16 protein-coding genes are annotated in these 16,724 nt (G+C 62.3%); 2 read left to right on the plus strand and 14 right to left on the minus strand.

What is annotated here, in order from left to right; genetic code table 11:
- Positions 1–83: 83 nt before the first annotated feature.
- From ACUN0E_RS14990 to ACUN0E_RS15000, 3 genes are all read right to left on the minus strand, one after another.
- Positions 84–971, minus strand: coding sequence for a crotonase/enoyl-CoA hydratase family protein (locus ACUN0E_RS14990; RefSeq protein WP_445567096.1), 888 nt, complete (start codon positions 969–971; stop codon positions 84–86).
- A gap of 423 nt (positions 972–1,394) precedes the next feature.
- On the minus strand, positions 1,395–2,498 hold the full coding sequence (locus tag ACUN0E_RS14995; RefSeq protein ID WP_408340948.1) for a malate/lactate/ureidoglycolate dehydrogenase: 1,104 nt from the start codon (positions 2,496–2,498) through the stop codon (positions 1,395–1,397).
- Positions 2,499–2,524: 26 nt separating this feature from the next.
- The gene (locus ACUN0E_RS15000; protein ID WP_408227029.1) at positions 2,525–3,988 is read right to left on the minus strand and encodes a M20 family metallopeptidase; all 1,464 of its coding nucleotides are present in this window, start codon (positions 3,986–3,988) and stop codon (positions 2,525–2,527) included.
- A gap of 164 nt (positions 3,989–4,152) precedes the next feature.
- Here ACUN0E_RS15000 and ACUN0E_RS15005 point away from each other — a divergent pair, with 164 nt between their 5' ends.
- Positions 4,153–4,473: a superinfection immunity protein gene (locus ACUN0E_RS15005; RefSeq protein WP_408227026.1), complete on the plus strand. Its 321-nt coding sequence runs from the start codon at positions 4,153–4,155 to the stop codon at positions 4,471–4,473.
- 38 nt (positions 4,474–4,511) lie between these two features.
- On the opposite strand, the gene ACUN0E_RS15010 is transcribed toward ACUN0E_RS15005, so the two are convergent.
- On the minus strand, positions 4,512–4,931 hold the full coding sequence (locus ACUN0E_RS15010) for a winged helix-turn-helix transcriptional regulator (RefSeq protein WP_154561791.1): 420 nt from the start codon (positions 4,929–4,931) through the stop codon (positions 4,512–4,514).
- Between the two features lie 84 nt (positions 4,932–5,015).
- Between ACUN0E_RS15010 and ACUN0E_RS15015 the strand changes: the two genes are divergently transcribed.
- Positions 5,016–5,333 (plus strand): DMT family transporter, encoded by a 318-nt coding sequence (locus ACUN0E_RS15015; protein WP_120345089.1) that lies wholly within the window; start codon positions 5,016–5,018, stop codon positions 5,331–5,333.
- 40 nt (positions 5,334–5,373) lie between these two features.
- Here ACUN0E_RS15015 and ACUN0E_RS15020 read toward each other — a convergent pair whose 3' ends face one another.
- From ACUN0E_RS15020 to ACUN0E_RS15065, 10 genes are all read right to left on the minus strand, one after another.
- Positions 5,374–5,646, minus strand: a complete 273-nt coding sequence (locus ACUN0E_RS15020) for a YodC family protein (protein ID WP_445567097.1) — start codon at positions 5,644–5,646, stop codon at positions 5,374–5,376.
- A 486-nt stretch (positions 5,647–6,132) separates the two neighbouring features.
- A complete protein-coding gene (locus ACUN0E_RS15025; protein WP_445567098.1) occupies positions 6,133–7,695 on the minus strand; it encodes an MFS transporter in 1,563 nt (520 codons plus the stop codon).
- Positions 7,696–7,725: 30 nt separating this feature from the next.
- Positions 7,726–8,364 carry a TetR/AcrR family transcriptional regulator gene (locus ACUN0E_RS15030; RefSeq protein ID WP_408227014.1) on the minus strand — a complete coding sequence of 213 codons (639 nt, stop codon included), beginning with the start codon at positions 8,362–8,364 and terminating at the stop codon, positions 7,726–7,728.
- Between the two features lie 129 nt (positions 8,365–8,493).
- Entirely contained in the window at positions 8,494–9,348 is an 855-nt protein-coding gene (locus tag ACUN0E_RS15035) for an isocitrate lyase/PEP mutase family protein (protein WP_445567099.1), read from the minus strand.
- Positions 9,349–9,539: 191 nt separating this feature from the next.
- The gene (locus tag ACUN0E_RS15040; protein ID WP_408227008.1) at positions 9,540–9,965 is read right to left on the minus strand and encodes an OsmC family protein; all 426 of its coding nucleotides are present in this window, start codon (positions 9,963–9,965) and stop codon (positions 9,540–9,542) included.
- 243 nt (positions 9,966–10,208) lie between these two features.
- On the minus strand, positions 10,209–10,763 hold the full coding sequence (locus tag ACUN0E_RS15045) for a carboxymuconolactone decarboxylase family protein (RefSeq protein ID WP_408340954.1): 555 nt from the start codon (positions 10,761–10,763) through the stop codon (positions 10,209–10,211).
- 28 nt (positions 10,764–10,791) lie between these two features.
- Entirely contained in the window at positions 10,792–12,120 is a 1,329-nt protein-coding gene (locus ACUN0E_RS15050; protein ID WP_445567100.1) for an aspartate aminotransferase family protein, read from the minus strand.
- A 33-nt stretch (positions 12,121–12,153) separates the two neighbouring features.
- On the minus strand, positions 12,154–13,212 hold the full coding sequence (locus tag ACUN0E_RS15055) for a C45 family autoproteolytic acyltransferase/hydolase (RefSeq protein ID WP_445567101.1): 1,059 nt from the start codon (positions 13,210–13,212) through the stop codon (positions 12,154–12,156).
- 132 nt (positions 13,213–13,344) lie between these two features.
- Positions 13,345–14,199: a MurR/RpiR family transcriptional regulator gene (locus tag ACUN0E_RS15060; RefSeq protein ID WP_408340958.1), complete on the minus strand. Its 855-nt coding sequence runs from the start codon at positions 14,197–14,199 to the stop codon at positions 13,345–13,347.
- Positions 14,200–14,296: 97 nt separating this feature from the next.
- Entirely contained in the window at positions 14,297–16,579 is a 2,283-nt protein-coding gene (locus ACUN0E_RS15065; protein ID WP_445567102.1) for an amylo-alpha-1,6-glucosidase, read from the minus strand.
- Between the last annotated feature and the right edge of the window lie 145 nt (positions 16,580–16,724).

Consider the following 16,724-nt stretch of genomic DNA (forward strand, 5'->3'; position numbering starts at 1 on the left):
GTTCCGAAGAAAATCTCCTGGGAGCCTCTCCTTGGCGGACCGGACCGCTGCTGCCGCTTGATCTCGCCGGAATCCAGATCCATTCAGGCGAAATTGGCCGCGCTGGAGGCCGTCTGGCGCAGGTTCGAATTACGGCGGTTTTGCAGCATCACCAGCCGCTCCATGAAGGCGAGGTCCTTCTCCTCGATCATGAAGGCGGCATTCACCCAGTCCTCGGTAATTTCCATCAACTCGGCGCGGGAAAGTTGCAGCACGCGCTGGCGCGCCCGCAGCATCGCGCGGATGCCGTTCATCTTCGGCCTGAGCGTGTCGACGAAGGTACGCGTCGCCATATAGGCGTCGCCCGGCTCGAACAGATGGTCGACCAGCCCCTTGCCGAAATGCCACTCAGCCGTATGCGATTCGCCTATGCCGATCAACTCTTCTGCCAGACGCATGCCCGCCTTGCGTGCGACCAGCGAATAACCGCCCATGCCCGGGAACAGGTTGAACGCGATCTCCGGAAAGCCCATGCGCGCATCGTTCTGAGCCAGCAGGAAATGGTGCGCCAGTGCGGCCTCGAAGCCCCCTCCAAGCGCCGTGCCCTCCACCATGGCGATCGAAATCGCCCCCGTATCGAAACCGCGCGCCGCCGCGTGCACACAATCGACGCAAGCTCGCGCATACGCCATCAGCGCCTGGCGCTTGCCGGAGCGGATCGAATCCGCGAAAAAATCGAGGTCGCCCCCGACGTTGAACATGGTCGGAATCAACGAGCCGGTCACCCAGAAGTCGATCGGCAAGCCGGACTCTCGTGCTGCCTGCGCGAGGCCCAGAATGTCGTGCACCAGTTCGAGATTAAAACAGGGACGCGGCTGCGCCCGCAGCATCATCCACATGATGTTGCGGCCTTCTTCGTAGTAAGCGGAGACTTGCGACAAATTGCCGGCTTCGAGGAACGGACGGCAGGCGTGGTGGTTATGCAGATTCATTTTGAATGGTCCTTTTAAGGTTAAACACTGGCATTGCAATGCGAGCCTAAATCAGACCGGAATGGGATGGGAGCGGGGTAACCAACAGATGAATGCAACACGCCTGCCAGGCCCCGTCAGACGGAGCTCGGCGGGGAGGTAAATCGAATGGGAAAGGATGACGCAGGCGCAAACGCTTGCGCACCGGAGATGGGCGAAATTAGCCCACAGATGAGCACGCCGCCGTAATAAATTAGCGATCGAACAAAGCTTGAATTTCTTGCAGGATTTGAAAGGAAAAGAAATAGTTTTCGATTATCCAATGCAATCGAAAATATGGTTTTCAGGTATTTGTTTTTTTATTTGTGGGCTAACAGACGGAATATTCAATTTGCATATTCAGACGCGGGCGCCACAAGGCGCCCGTTGATTCACAAGCAATCGTTATTGCAACTGCGCGGACCACCGCTCAGCCCGCTCCGGGCGCATACCGACGGCCAGCGCCGCTGCACCAATCTGCGCCCACGTGGCGGCATCGACCGGAATACCCTCGGCCTCGCGTTGCGCGCGCATCACCCGCTCGGGTTCGCCGGGCTCATAGATACGGTCCGCGCCGGCCGCGAGCGGCGAAGCCTTCACCCAGTCGATGAATGCATCGGCTTCGGCTTGTGCGTCGGGCGCGTCGAACGCAGCAGGATCGACGATCACCGACAGCATGCAATTGATGATCGCGTTGGTCGTGCCAAGCGTGTCCGTGTGCGTGGTGAAGCCGCCCGACAGCGCACCGGCGAAAATCTCGCACATCGCCGCGAGCCCAAAGCCCTTGTGACCACCGAACGGCGTCAGCGAACCGAACGGCGCTTCCTGCATCACTTTGGGTTCGAGGGTCGGAAAGCCCTCGTGATCGATCAGCGCGCCAGGCGGCACCTGCTTGCCCTGGTTATACGCGACGCGCGTCTTGCCGTACGCCACCGTGCTGGTCGCGAAATCGAGCACGAGCGGCGGCTTGCCCGGCCGCGGATAGGCTGCGCAAAACGGATTCGTGCCGATGCGGCGGTCCGCACCGCCGAACGGCGCGACGAGCGGATCGCCCGCCACGTTGACGAAATGGAACGATACGAGACCGGCGCGCGCGCATTGTTCGGCCCAGTGGCCGATGCGCCCGATGTGGTGCGCGCAGCGCAAGCCGACCGCGCAGATGCCGAGGCGTTTGGCGCGTTCGATACCCTGCTCCATTGCCTCGAACGCAACCACCTGGCCAAAGCCCCTGGCGCCTTCGACGGTCAGGACCGCACCCGCGTCTTTCACAACTTGCGCGTGCAGGTTCAGTTGCAGTTGCGCGTCGGCCAGCGACGCCACATAGCGCGGGATCATCCCCACGCCATGCGAATCGTGACCGGTCAGATTCGCCGCCACCAGATGATCCGCGACCAGTTCCGCTTCGCGCGGTGTACTGCCCGCCTGCTCCCAGATCGCCCGTACGTAGGCATGCAATTGATCGGCCGGAATCCGGAGCGTGGTGAGTTGAGCAGTCGGGTTATCGGTCATTCACAGTGCCGGCTTGGATGGAAAGATCAAGGCGCGGCCGCGATCACCTGGGCAACGGCTGCCGTCAGCTTCTTGCCGTACGGCACGTGCAGGAACTCGTTCGGGCCGTGCGCGTTTGACTTCGGCCCGAGCACGCCGCACACCATGAACTGCGACTTCGGGAAGCCCGACTTCAGTACGTTCATCAACGGAATCGTGCCGCCCTGCCCCATGTAGGCGACGTCGGCGCCGTAGTGCGCGCGCGACGCGTCGTTAAGCGCAGTGGCGAGCCACGGCGCGAGATCGGGTGCGCTCCAGCCGCTCGCCGCGCCGGCGTCCGGCTTGAAGGTGACCTTGGCGTTGTACGGCGGATCGAATTCGAGCAGCGCCTTCAGTTCGGCGACGGCCTTTTCCGCTTCGATCAGCGGCGGCAGGCGCAGCGACAGCTTGAACGCCGTGCGCGGACGCAGCACATTGCCGGCGTCGGCGAGCGCGGGCAAGCCGGCCGCGCCAGTCACCGACAGCGACGGACGCCACGTCGAGTTGAGCAAGGCCTCTTGTGGATTAGTAGTGGTGGGCAGCACCTGACGGCCGTCCTGACCGCAGGCCCACGGCAGCTTCTTCCAGACGTCATCGCCAAGAATTTGAGCGGTCGCTTCCACTTCGCGCAAACGGTCCGCCGGAATCGGGACGTGGAAACCCTTCGGCAACAATGTGCCGTTGGCAGAGTCTTCTAGACGGTCGAACAGTTGCCGCATGATGCGGAAGCTCGACGGCGCGATGCCACCGTAACCGCCCGAATGAATGCCTTCGTCGAGCACCTGGACTTCCAGGTCGCCGGCAACCAGTCCGCGCAGCGACGTGGTAAGCCACAATTGATCGTAGTTGCCCGCACCCGAATCGAGACACACAACGAGACCGACTTTGCCGAGCCGTTCACGCAATGCGTCGACGTACGGTAGCAGATCGTAGCTGCCCGATTCCTCGCAGGTTTCGATCAGGCCGACACAACGCGGACGCTCGATACCTTGCGCGTCCAGTGCGGCCAGTGCCGTTAGGCTCGCGTAGATCGCGTAGCCGTCGTCGGCGCCGCCGCGGCCGTACAGCTTGTCGTTTTCGAGTTTCGGCGTCCAGGGACCGAGGTCGTTGCGCCAGCCGTCGAACTCAGGCTGCTTGTCGAGGTGGCCGTACAGCACGATAGTTTCGTCGCTACCTGATCGGGTCGCGGCCGTTTCGAAGAAGATCACCGGCGTGCGGCCCGGCAAACGGATCACCTCGAGTGTCAGGCCGCGCACGGGTTGCTGTTCGGCCCATTGCGCAGCGTCGGTAATCACGCGCTCGAGATACCCATGCTTGACCCACTCGGGATCGAACGCCGGACTCTTGGCCGGCACGGCGATGTAGTCGGTGAGCGCAGGCACGATCTCGTCGTTCCATTTGCGGTCTACGAATTCGCGTAGCGTGTCCTGATTGATGCGCTGGGTCTGCTGGGTCGTATCGTCGGAGATCATGGTGGCGGTCCGTGGCGGCTCTGTTCAGTCGAAATGTCCATCATAGCCCTGATGCGCGATGCGCTGAACCCCCTCGCCGCGCAGGCATGTTTCGCAGCAACGCAGCGCAAAGAAAACAATCGCGCGACAATCGGGAGATACATCACGTCCTGAGGAGCCAGTCTATGGGTGGCAACGTCGTGGTACAGGCGATCGCCGCGGTGCTCGCGCTGGCGCTGTATTTTCTGCCGAGCATTCTCGCGGACAGGCGCAAGCGTCATGACGTGCTGACGCTGGCGCTCTTTAACGCGTGCCTCGGCTGGACAGGCTTTGGCTGGCTACTCGCCCTCTACTGGTCGCTGCAGCCCAACCCGCCGAAGAATGTGGCCGGCGAAGTTGTAGAGACGCGCAAGATCGTGCGGATGCGGGCGTTTTCGTCGGCGCTTCTGGTACGCGTGCAAAGGCGCGCCGCGGCGCGTGAGCGCCCGGAAAACAAGCAGCCTTGACTCAGCCACAATCGTGCGCGGCAACCGCAGACAGCAAGCTAGCGGTGTGTTTGCTGCCGCGCGTCATAGCGTTCACGCGCAGCGTCGAGTTCGGCCGCGTTTTCCTCGGCCCAATGATCGAGCGTCACCAGCGCGTCACTGAGAGTTCGACCGAGTTCGCTCAGCCGGTACTCCACGTGCGCCACCGCGCCCGGCTGCTCCTCGCGAATCACCAGACCGTTCCGCTCGAGTTCCTTGAGCGTCTGCGTCAGCACCTTCTGTGAAATGCCGCCGATCTTGCGCAGCAAGGCGTTATTGCGCATCGCGCCGGGCAGCAGCGCCGGCATGATGAGCAACGTCCACTTTCCCGCGATTAGTTCGAGCGCGAGGCGCGACGAACAGGCGGCGTCGAAAACGTCCCCGCGATAGGGCTGTTCGGTCGAGGCGAGGGACGCGTTGGCGGACTCGGGAAATGCCATGGTTACCAGTGGGTAAGTAATGGTGAGCACATCACTATAGCCCTAAGCTGGCCGCTCATTAACCACTCACCGATGGGGCTCACGATGGCATGGCTCATTCTGCTCGCCGCAAGCGCGGTCGAAATTCTGATGGCGTTGGCGTTGAAATATGCAAATGGGTGGACACGCTTGTGGCCGAGCATCGGCGGCGTTGCGGCCGCGCTCGGCAGCGTGTTTTTACTGACGCTGGCAATGAAGCATTTGCCGGCCGGTACGGCTTACGTGGTATGGACAGGGATCGGATCGCTTGGCATCACGGTGCTCGGTGTAATGCTGTTCAATGACCCGGTTTCCGCACCCCGTGTGATTTGCATGACGTTGATCGTGCTGTCAGTGGCGGGCTTGAAGCTGATCGATGGATAGATCGATTCGCAGAACCAGCACGCGCGCTGGGCCGCTTCTCTCAAGCTGCCCGGCCCATCCTGCCCCACGTCACCGAGCCGGCGGGGATCGAGCGCGGCTCAGCCCGCACACTCTCGTGCGCGAACATCTCGCGGCGCAGTTCGCCATGTTCGTCGAACCACTCGCAAATCAGCCAGTCGCCAGGATTGAGCGCCACCGGACCGGCGTATGTCACGGTCATGCGCGAGCCACCTTCTTTCAGCGTGACAACATCGCCGACATTGAAGTGTGCGGCTGGCGGTGTTTCGAATACGTCAATGGTAGCGGTCAGCATATTCAATCCCCTACGGAACCCGTTGAGCGGAATTAAGTCATTGCGTCATGCTTTGCAACACTGAACCTGCCGAAGGAAAACTCTAAAAAGAGTGCCCAGATTAACAATCGAAATTAACCGCGGCAAGTGCTTTTTATTGATACCGTTTTCATCGGCACTGGAATAGGTTTCCCAACCCGGCAGTCGACGGATCAAACCGGGAAAACCCGTCTGAATGGCGCCAGTGCGCCACCCGTGCGGCACTGCATGATCGCAAAACTTACGGCGGAAAACCCGATTCGCAGGTAGAAAATACGGCCTCGATTTATCACATCTAAAGCGCTGCCGACAAACCCCAATTCAGGTTTATTCCAATCGTCCACAAACGGAGTTACCTGTGAACGGAAAACTCACCGGTAAATTCACCCTTTTCCCAAACCCGGTTTGTTTAAAGTGCATAATAGTTTTTAGCGGCCACCGTTGAAAACGATTTCCCGACCGCTATTTTCAAACCGGCTGAGCGGCCCGGCGCAATGCGAGTTGTTGATGCCGCACGAGTAACACGCTCAAACCGATACACACGAACATCAGACACGCGTTAATCGCGAGGCTGAGCTGGAAGGCCTGCGCGTACGCGCCCGGCGTCTCGCTGCCGCCGATCACCCCGAAAAACGCACCGCTGATGGCCGCCGTCCCGAACGCCGAGCCGATCTGCAAGGTCGACGACACCACGCCCGAGGCAAGCCCCGCCTTCTCCGGCGCGACTTCCAGCAAAACGATGCGCATAATCGACGGCAGCAGCAGCCCATGACCAACGCCCGCGCATACCAGTCCGCAATAGAACAGCAGGTCCGGCGTAGCGGCGTGGGTCGCGGACCAGCCCGTCACCGTGAAGCCGACTGTCATCATCGAAAAGCCGAGCGCCAGGACATGGCCGCCAATGCGCCTGACCACCGCGGGCGATGTCAGCGGTCCAACCACGAAGCCGATCGCGAACGGCATGATGGCCATGCCCGAGGCGAGCGGCGTCCAGTGCAAACCGGTTTGCAGGAAGATCCCGTAGGTCAGAAAAAACGCGCTGTTGCAGTAGAACAGAAACGCGAGCACCAGGCCCAGTGCGAAGGCCGGGTTGCGGAACAATTGCAGATCCACCAGCGGATGGCCACCGCCGCGCTCGACGCGCCGCTCGGTTGCCACGAATAGCGCGAACGCAGGCACGGCAAGCGCGAACATCACGAAGGTCCATGCAGGCCAGCCGGCTTCACGGCCGTGTGTCATCGGATAGATGACCAGCAGCAACACCATCGAAAGTAGCGCGACGCCCTTCAGGTCGATGCCGGTACTCGTGGCCGGCTGATTTTCCGGCACGAACTTCCACGTGCCGATGAAGGCGACGATGCCGATGGGAATGTTGATAAGAAAGATGATGCGCCAGTCGAGCCCGAACGGATGGTAGGTGATCAGCGCGCCGCCGCCCAGCTGGCCGACGATCGACGAAAGCCCGAATACGAAACCGTAGAGGCTCATAACCTTGGTCTGCCGATGCAGCGGCACGACCGCGCGGATGGTCGCGAGCACCTGCGGCGCCATGATCGCGGCCGCGATGCCCTGCACGATCCGCGAGATCACCAGCATGTGCCCGCTAGTGGCGAAGCCGCACAGCGCGGAGGCGACCACGAACGCCGCCATTCCCGTCATGAACATGCGACGCCGGCCGAACAGGTCGCCGAGACGTCCACCCGTGATCAGCAGCACGGCATAAGCGGATGCGTAAGCCGACACCACGAGTTGCAGTTGCGCATCCGTAGCGTTCAGCCCGGTGTGAATCGACGGCAGCGCGAGGTTGACGATGAAATAGTCGAGCGGCGCGAGGAAGGCGCCGACGAACAGAACGGCGAGCGCGAGCCCCTGGCGCTCGAAGCCGGACACCGCCTTCCCGGCCGCTGCCGCCGCGCTGGCGGCCACCGCACCCACACCTGGACAGACGGCGGCGCCAACACCACCGGCTCCCGACCCCGTCGCGGGTCCAACGGATGCCGCCGGAGCGGGTTTGATGATGTCTATATTCATGACTGTTCGTTCAAGAATTTGGTAAAAAAATTAGACGAGCGCGCGCATGGCAACGTCTACGATTCCGATCAACGCATCTTCCTTGTGGGCGACACGCCCCAATACGCGCAGACCTTGCATCACGCACAGCAGGAAATCGCCGACGGCTTTTTCATCGAGCGTGGAATTGAAAGCGCCGCTCGCCTGACCACGAATCACCGACGCCGCCAGCAAAGTCGCCATGCGGCGCTGGATTGCCGCGACGCGGGTGCGCAGTTCCTCGTCGCCGGGTTGCATCTCCAGCGTGGTGTTGGTGATGAAGCAGCTACGCTCGCCGATCAACGCGCAAGCGACCCGTGCGTAATGCAGCAAAGCATTGCGCAGCGCCTCTTCCGGCGGCACCGGCGCGTTCAGCCGCTCGGCCAGCCGCGCGACCGACCCTTCCGCGTAGTGATCGAGCGCGGCGAGCATGATGCCGTGTTTGTCGCCGAATACACCGTACAGACTCCCCCGCAACAGGCCGGTGGCCTTGCAGAGGTCGTCGATCGAGGTGGCGTGGTAGCCGTGATTCCAGAAAACCTGGCTCGCGCTCGCCAATACGGTATCCGTATCGAACTCGCGCGGCCTGCCCCGGGAGCAGACCTCGCCCGCTTTTTTCACGGATTGCTTCGAATTGCCTGATTGCGTCATGTCACGGATATTATGACTAACCGTTCAATAATGCAAGGCAGTTGAGATGCTTATTTGCCAATGGTTCGGCTTGCAAGGCGCCGTCCGTGGCACAAGCGTCACCGTGCGGTCGTCAGCCGACAGCTTTCGTCAGCCGCCCGCCTGCTTGCCCCACTTCTGCGCGGCGGCCGTGAACAGCTGGTTGATCTCATTGCCGCTGGCGGCCTCTTTCGTGTAGTTGAACGTGCCGTGATCGTGCATTTCGTGCGCCGCGCGAAGAAACGCGCCCAGCGCCGCGCGCGCCAGCGAACCGCCCACGCTGACACGTCGCACGCCCAGCGAGCGCAGGTCGTCGAAACTGAGCAGGACGCCTTGCAGCCCCATCAGCACATTGACCGGCCGGTCGAGCGCGCCGACCACGGCGGCGATCTCTTCGCGCGTCTTCAGGCCAGGTGCGTAAAGCACGTCCGCACCAGCTTCCTGATAGGCCTGCAGGCGCCGGATCGTGTCGTCGAGATCGGGTCGGCCCACCAGATAGTTTTCGGCACGCGCCGTCAGCGTGAAGGGGAACGGCAGAGCACGCGCCGCGACGACCGCCGCGCGCACGCGCTCCACGGCGGCTTCGAACGAATAGATCGGTTCATCGGCGCGGCCGGTCGCATCTTCGATCGAACCGCCGACCACGCCTGCTGCCGCGGCCTGCTTGATCGTCTCGGCGCAGTCTTTCGGGGCGTCGCCGAACCCGTTTTCCAGATCGGCGCTGACCGGCAAGTCGGTCGCGCCCGCGATTTCGGCGAGATGCACCATCATCTGCGCGCGGCCGATGGCGTTATCCGGCAAGCCGCGCGAGAACGCATAGCCCGCGCTGCTGGTGGCGAGCGCCTTGAAACCGGCCAGCGCCAACAGCCGCGCCGTGCCGATGTCCCACGGATTCGGGACGATAAAGGCCTCACCCGCTGCGTGGTATGACTGGAATTGCTGTGCTTTTTCGTTTTGCGTTGTCATCGACAGTTCCATTGAAGACGGCGACCGGCATTTTCGCGCCCACGCGCGCTCAGTCGTCGTTATGTTCGTTAAATGGCAAATGAGTGGTGAACGAACTGCAAATCCGGAAAACCAACGGAAAGTGGCGACCGGCGGCCTGACTATCATTGCCAGCCGGCCCTGCATATGCCTGCAGTGGGTGAGCCGCAGGCTCAGGTTTCAAGCTTCGCGTCCAGCGTGATAGTGGCGTTCAGTACCTTGGAAACCGGGCAGCCTGCCTTGGCGTCCGCGGTGGCCTTCTCGAACGCGGCCTTGTCGCCGCCGGGGATTTTGACGGCCACGTCGAGATGCACTGCGGTGATCGAAAAACCGCCGCCGTCCTTGTCGAGTGTGACGGTTGCCGTGGTGCCGATACGTTCAGGCGTGATGCCGGCCTTGCCGAGTTCGGCCGATAGCGCCATGGAGAAACAACCCGCGTGCGCAGCCGCAATCAGCTCTTCCGGATTTGTGCCAATGCCGTCCGCGAAGCGTGTAGCAAACGAGTATTGAGTTTCCTTGAGGACGCCGCTGTCGGTGGAAATCGAGCCCTTGCCGTTTTGCAGGCCACCTTGCCAGACCGCTGATGCCTTGCGCTTCATCGCTCTCTCCTGTTTGTGCCCTGCTTTGCGCCGCCCCTCAACCCTACGTGATGCCGCCCGCAACGGTCCAGCCCGGATTTTCGTGGTATCGGCATCGGTTGTGAGTCCCCCAAGGGGATTTCCTTCGGGGCATGTCGCGCGGCGCTGCAGGCGCGGGGGTGGACCGAACTTCATCATAGGCGCTTCCGTGTGCCAGTGTCGTGACGACACCGGCATACAGACTCAAACCGGGCGGCGCTGGCGCTACTCGGCGAACGGCAAACTCTCCTGCCCCACGGCCCGCATGTCGAACACGTTCAGCGTCATCGCCACCAGGGCGTAGTAGCCGAGCAGGCCCACCAGATTGATCACCACCTCGTGGCTGAAGCGCTCAACCGCCTTTCTATAGGTGACATCCGACACCCGTTTGGTGTCGTACAGTTCGCTCGCGAAGTCGTGAATCAATGCGTCGTCGGGGTCCGCGAAGGCCGGGCGTTGCCCCTGGCGGATCGCTTCCGCGTCCGCTTCGGCCACACCGGCTTCCAGGGCGATCGGATAGTGGATATACCACTCGGCCTGCGCCTGCCAGCGCGCCGCGGTCACCAGAATCGCAAGCTCCGACAGGCGTAGCGGCAAACCGGTGCGATAGCGGCAGAACGCGCCGAGCCGCTGCGCCTGCTGCGCCAGCGCCGGACTATGAATCCAGCCCAGAAACGGCCCGTTCAGATTGCCACGTGGGCCGGACAGGATCTCGTCGAGCACGGACTTCTGTTCGGGCGTGGCATCGGACAGTTCGAAGTGAGGCAGACGCTCGGTCATCGCAAATCTCGCAGAAAGGGAAAGGACATCAGATGGCGGTCAGCGCGCCTTCGATCGCATCGGTCAACCGGCTGACGATCTCGTCGATGTCGCGCGCGGTGCAGATGAACGGTGGCGCCAGCAGCACATGATCGCCGATATTGCCGTCGACGGTGCCGCCCATCGGGTACACCATCAAACCTCGCGCAAACGCTTCGCGGCGGATCGCCGCGTGCAGTTTCAGCTTCGCATCGAACGGCGTTTTGGCGGCGCGATCCCGAACCAGTTCGACGCCGACAAAGAGGCCTCGCCCGCGGACGTCGCCGATATGCGGATGCTGTGCATAGTGCTCGCGCAGCCGGGCACGCAACTGCTCGCCGCGCGCCTGGACGTTCGGCAGCAGATGGTCGTCGGCAATCACGCGCTGCACTTCCAGCGCCGCGGCGCAGGCGGTGGCGTGGCCGATATACGTATGCCCGTGCTGAAAGAAACCCGAGCCGCCGACAATCGCCTGGTAAATCCTGTCGCTGACCAGCGTCGCGCCGATCGGCTGATAGCCGGCGCCGAGCCCCTTGGCGATGGTCAACATGTCCGGCGCGATGCCGTCTTCTTCGCATGCGTACAGGTAGCCCGTGCGACCCATGCCCGACATGATCTCGTCGAGGATCAGCAGCACGCCATAGCGATCGCACACCGCGCGAATCTTGCGGAAATACTCGCGCACCGGCGGCACGGCGCCGGCCGTTGCACCCACCACCGTTTCCGCAACGAATGCGGCCACCGTGTCAGCGCCGAGTTCCAGAATCTTCTGTTCGAGTTCATCCGCGAGACGCTGCGCGAACTGCTCCTCGGTTTCGTCGGCACGTTGCTCGCGATACGCATAACAAGGGCTCACGTGATACGCTTCGATCAGGATCGGCAGAAACGGTTCGCGCCGCCACGCATTGCCGCCGATCGCGAGCGCCCCCAACGTGTTGCCGTGATAGCTCTGGCGCCGCGCGATGAAATGACGGCGCTGCAACTCGCCCTTCTCGACGAAATACTGGCGCGCCAGTTTCAGTGCGGCCTCGATCGCTTCCGAGCCGCCGGACACGAAGTACACGTGTTCAAGCCCTTGCGGCGCACTCGCCACGAGACGGTCGGCAAGTTCCTCGGCCACCTGGGTCGTGAAGAACGACGTGTGCGCGTACGGCAATTGCTGCGACTGCCGTTTGATCGCGTCGATCACGCGCTGATTGCTATGGCCGAGGCACGAAACAGCTGCGCCGCCCGAGGCGTCGATATAGCGCTTGCCGGTGGAGTCGATGATTTCGATGCCGTCACCGGCGACAGCCACTGGCAGTGACTGCTTCGGCGAGCGATGGAATACGGTGGACATGGTTTCAGTTTCCTTTCTGTTTGCGACGGCTGCTCAGGCGCAGGTCTGCGCAGGCGATATGCGTGCGATGACGGTGTCGAACACGCATTGCCTCTGTCGATAAACTTTCATGGAGACACCGGCACTGCCGAGTTCGAAAAGCGCCGTGGCGAGCGTGTTTTCGTCGTCGGGATCGAGCGGGTCATCGCGGTAGATGGGCAGGCCTGAAGGCGCGCGATCCTGCAGTACTTCGAGCAATGCGGCCGGCTTGATTGGACCGGTGAGCGTGCTCAGCAGATGGTCAACGCGCGCCTGCCGGTCACGCGAAGAATCGGTGACGATTTGCGCCTCGGCTTCATAGCCGGGATGAATCAGATGGTTCGCATGGCCGGCGATAGTGGACACCGTCTGCACGGAACATCGCTGTGCACTTACTTCGATGCTCAGAATACGTTCGTCCCCCGCGCAACCAAGCGTGTGATGAAAACCGCTCGCAGCCGGTGCGTCGCGCAGCATGTGCAGCGCCTCGTCGAGCGAGGCCGCATCGAGCACCGCCCGCGCGAGGATCATCCGCGGCACACCCGCTGCGGGTACGCGAATACGCAGATTGTTGATGGCCTGCACGAGACCGGCGCGGTTGGCGGCGAAGGTGTGACCCGGCAACGATCCGGGGTAATAAAAGCTGACGAAGCCGGGTTTGCCGGCAGGTTGAATCTCGACCAGAGCGCAACGTTCGCGCAGAAAGGGATCGCCGTCTTCATTGTGTGCAATGAAACGCCCATCGCCTCCAACAGAGGCCAAAGTCGTGCAACCGTCCGGCGCGTTGTGAATCAGCTCGCCGCGGCAATTCCACAAAAAAATGTCTTCCGTGGACCAGCCCAGCCCTGCCGCCATGCCGTCGAGCTCGGCCAGCAGCGCAGGGAAATGCGCTCCGGCCGCATCGCGCAGCGTCTGCACGAACGGATCGCCGCGCCAGCGCCGAACCGCCCGCCACGCGCTGCTCTGCTCCATATAATCGGTGAATATCGGCCTGGCAAGTTCACCCAGCCTGTAGCCGATGTCATACGGCTCACCGCTCACCTGAAAAAGACTCAAATCCTGCTTCGACGCCACGACGCACACTCATTCAACAATCGGTACGTATTTATACTTCCAAACAACATTTGTTGTCAAACGGTGTGGCGATGAAACAGATGGCGTGTTTATGCTTCGCGGCAGATATCTGCCTGACTCCGACGAAGCACATCAAGGTACGTACGCGCCCTTGTCGTGCAAGGATTGCTCGGCGATGCCGAGTTGCTCGACGGCACCCGCCCCTTCCAGCGCGAGCAGATGCGCGACCAGCGATTCAGAAATCGCCGTGGCCGCCACCAGCGAAGGAAAGAACGATGGGCTTTCGTGTGAAAAGATCAGCACCTTGTCGGCATTCAACGCGATCGGCGAGACCGCGCTGTCTGTGATTGCGATCAGCCTGCTGCCCTTTTCCAGCGCCGCTTCAGCCACGCGCGCCGCTTCGACGGAATACGGCGCGAAACTGATGACGATGGTCGCGCTATCACGTTCGATCGTGCGCAATTGCATCTCGAGCGTGCCGGCTTCGCCGTTGAGCAGCGACACGGACGAGCGGAACAGCCGGTAGCCGTAGATCAGCCCGAACGCCACCGCATAACAGGAGCGAAAACCTGCGACATGCACATGTGACGCGCGCCGCAACAAACGCGCCGCTTCGACGATCATGCGACCGTTGTGCGCGGCAGTGACTTCCAGATTGTGTTGTTGCGCGGCCAGCAGGTCGTTGGCCAATGCATCTTTCGATTTAACGAGCGAACGGGCGCGGCTGGTGAGCGGCTCGGGCCGCGTGCGCACGCGCGCAACGAACAGATTGCGTAATTCGTTCCAGCCGGGAAAACCCAATTGTTGCGACAGGCGGACCAGCGAGGCGGGTTGCACCTGCGCCCGCTCGGCCACTTTGCGCATTGATGAGACCGCGACTTCGTCGGGATGATCGAGCAGGAACCCTGCTCCCATCTGGAACTGTGGACTCAGTTCAGAGAAGCGCGCCCGGATCAGGGCGGCAAGCTGGTCGAAACTGTCTGGCATGCGATATACCGGGCGAACGGTCGATAGGGATGACAACAAATGTTACCACCCGGTGCATCGCATCCAACAAAACTTCCAGCGTGTTTGCAGCGGGTGTCTAGAGAAGCGCGACCACCCGTACGTCGCCCTGCTCGGCCGCCGATGCGACTACCTTGTCGCCGATTCGCCTGAACGTGATCGACACCGATGAATCACCCACCTTCAGATCACCGACTTCGAGCCAGTCGATGCCTTCGGGCAGCATGGGTTGCTCAATCACGACTTCGCGCCGGGTCGCGTCGATCGTGATGCCCAGACAGGCTTCGAGCATCATGAACGGCGAGCCCGCCGCCCAGGCTTGCGGCAGGCAGGCGACTGGATAGGCGGTGGGCGGTTCGCCGCGACGCCGCGGGAAACCGCAGAAGAGCTCCGGCAGGCGCATGTCGAAATTGACTGCCGCCTGGAATAACGCCTGCAACAACCGCACGGCCGCCGCTTTGCCACCGTAGCGTGACAGACCGCGGGCACAGAGCGCATTGTCATGCGGCCAGACCGAGCCGTTGTGATACGCCATCGGGTTGAAGCGCGCCTGGCTCGCCGCCAGCGTACGCACGCCCCATCCGGTATGGAACAGCGTGGAGTCGAGCGCATGAACGACTGCTTCGCCACGCTCGGGCGAGGGCAGGCCGAAGGCCAGCAGATGGCCCGCATTCGACGCCATCACGCGGCACAATTCACCGTGGCCGTCGAGCGCGATGCCGTAAAAGCCGGACTCTTCCATCCAGTACTTTTCTTCGACGCACTGACGGATTTTCTTCGCGCGTTCGCTGTATTGCCTGGCCGGATCCTGCAGGCCGCGCAGCTTTGCGAAGTGAGCCATTGTGTCGAAAGCCGCGCTCGCATACGCCTGCACTTCGACGAGCGCGATAGGACCGTCGGGGAAGCGGCCATCTGCGTGGAAGACCGAATCGTGGCTGTCCTTCCAGCCTTGATTGGCGAGACCGCCATCGGACTCGCGCTGATAGTCCAGCAGACCGTAACGGTTCTTGTCGCAGACGCCCGCGACCCACTGCGCCGCGCGCTCCAACGCCGGCCACAACTCGTCGATCAGAGCAAAATCCCCCGTGCGTGCCGCATAGGCGCCAGCCAGCACGATGAAGAGCGGCGTGCTGTCGACGCCGCCGTAGTACAGCGCGAACGGCACTTCGCCGGTAGCGGCCATTTCACCCTTGCGCATCTCGTGCATGATCTTGCCGGGTGCGGCATCACGAAACGGCGAATTGTCGCGCGCCTGATGTTCGGCGAGAAAGCGCAGCACGCCCGCGGCCAGATTCGGTTGCAGCCACAGCGTCTGCAACGACGTGATGATCGCATCGCGGCCGAACGGCGTTGAAAACCACGGGATGCCGGCGTAGGGGTACGGACCCGTGGCGAGGTCGGTAGTCAGCAGCCCCAGGTCGGCAAGCGAACGGTCGATCCACGCGTTAAAGAGCGGATTGCTCGAACGCACACGCGCGGTGACGCGGCGCCGTTCGCGCATCACCAGGTGGGCGTCGACCAGTGCGGCACGCACCGCAGCCCGGCCAACGCGTGGGCGCTCCGCGTCGATTTGCGACAGATGGGCTTCGCTCACCGCATGCGTGGGCTGTGCGACGCCCACGGCCGGTTTGTCGGCTTGCGGGACAACTTGCACCGCCACCGACAGATAGATCGATACGCATGCTTGCGCCGGCAGCTTGACGGTGTAATCGGCGCGATCGGCGAAGAGCTTGTCCGGCTCCGGCGAGAAGGCGATCTGCACATTGCGCGCCACGTCATCGAGACCGATATAGCCGAGTAGCACTTCGCGGTTCTCGACGCGCGCCGGTTCGACTCTGCCCTGTTTGTCGCGCTTGAGGCCGCGCACTTCGAACATGTCGCGGAAGTCGCTCGCGAACGAGATCGAGAGCGGCACGACAGCATCGCTCGTGCCGTAGTTGGTGAGTTCGATGGCTTCGTTGAGGACGGTGCCCGAGAGCACGCGTACACGCTCGACGTGGATCACGCCTTCCGGCGTGCTGTCTCCGCCGAGCGGCGGCAGGGGGCGGTTGGTCAGGTGCGCGGTGAACGACGTGTTGTCGCTGTTGACGCTGCCCGACAGCAGCGACGGCGCGCGGCCGCCGAAGGTGAGCCGGAGTTGCGAGAGGACGCGTGTGTCGTTGACGAACAGGCCGTCGTCATGGCCGGTGATATCGCCGAGGGGGTCGTTGACGATAAAGGTGTCGCCAGACTTCAGCACGTGCTGGGTGACGCTCGCGACGTTGAGATTTTCCGTCGGGATGAATGCGCCGTCCGGCTCGGGTTCGTGGTGGTCGATTCCGCCCGAGTGGGACAGGCCGCCGAGGGCTTCTGGCTGCTGCATCAGGGTCGCTCCTATGGGTTCGCTTTTGCGTTCACTTTCAGTTTCGGATGAGGTTGGGCGCTGCCCGGTCGTTTCCGATTGTAGAGGGTCTGTCTGCGTCAGACGAACTTATCACATGGGAGTTTCAGTTTTTTTGGTTTGGCAT

The organism is Paraburkholderia sp. D1E, from assembly GCF_052682275.1.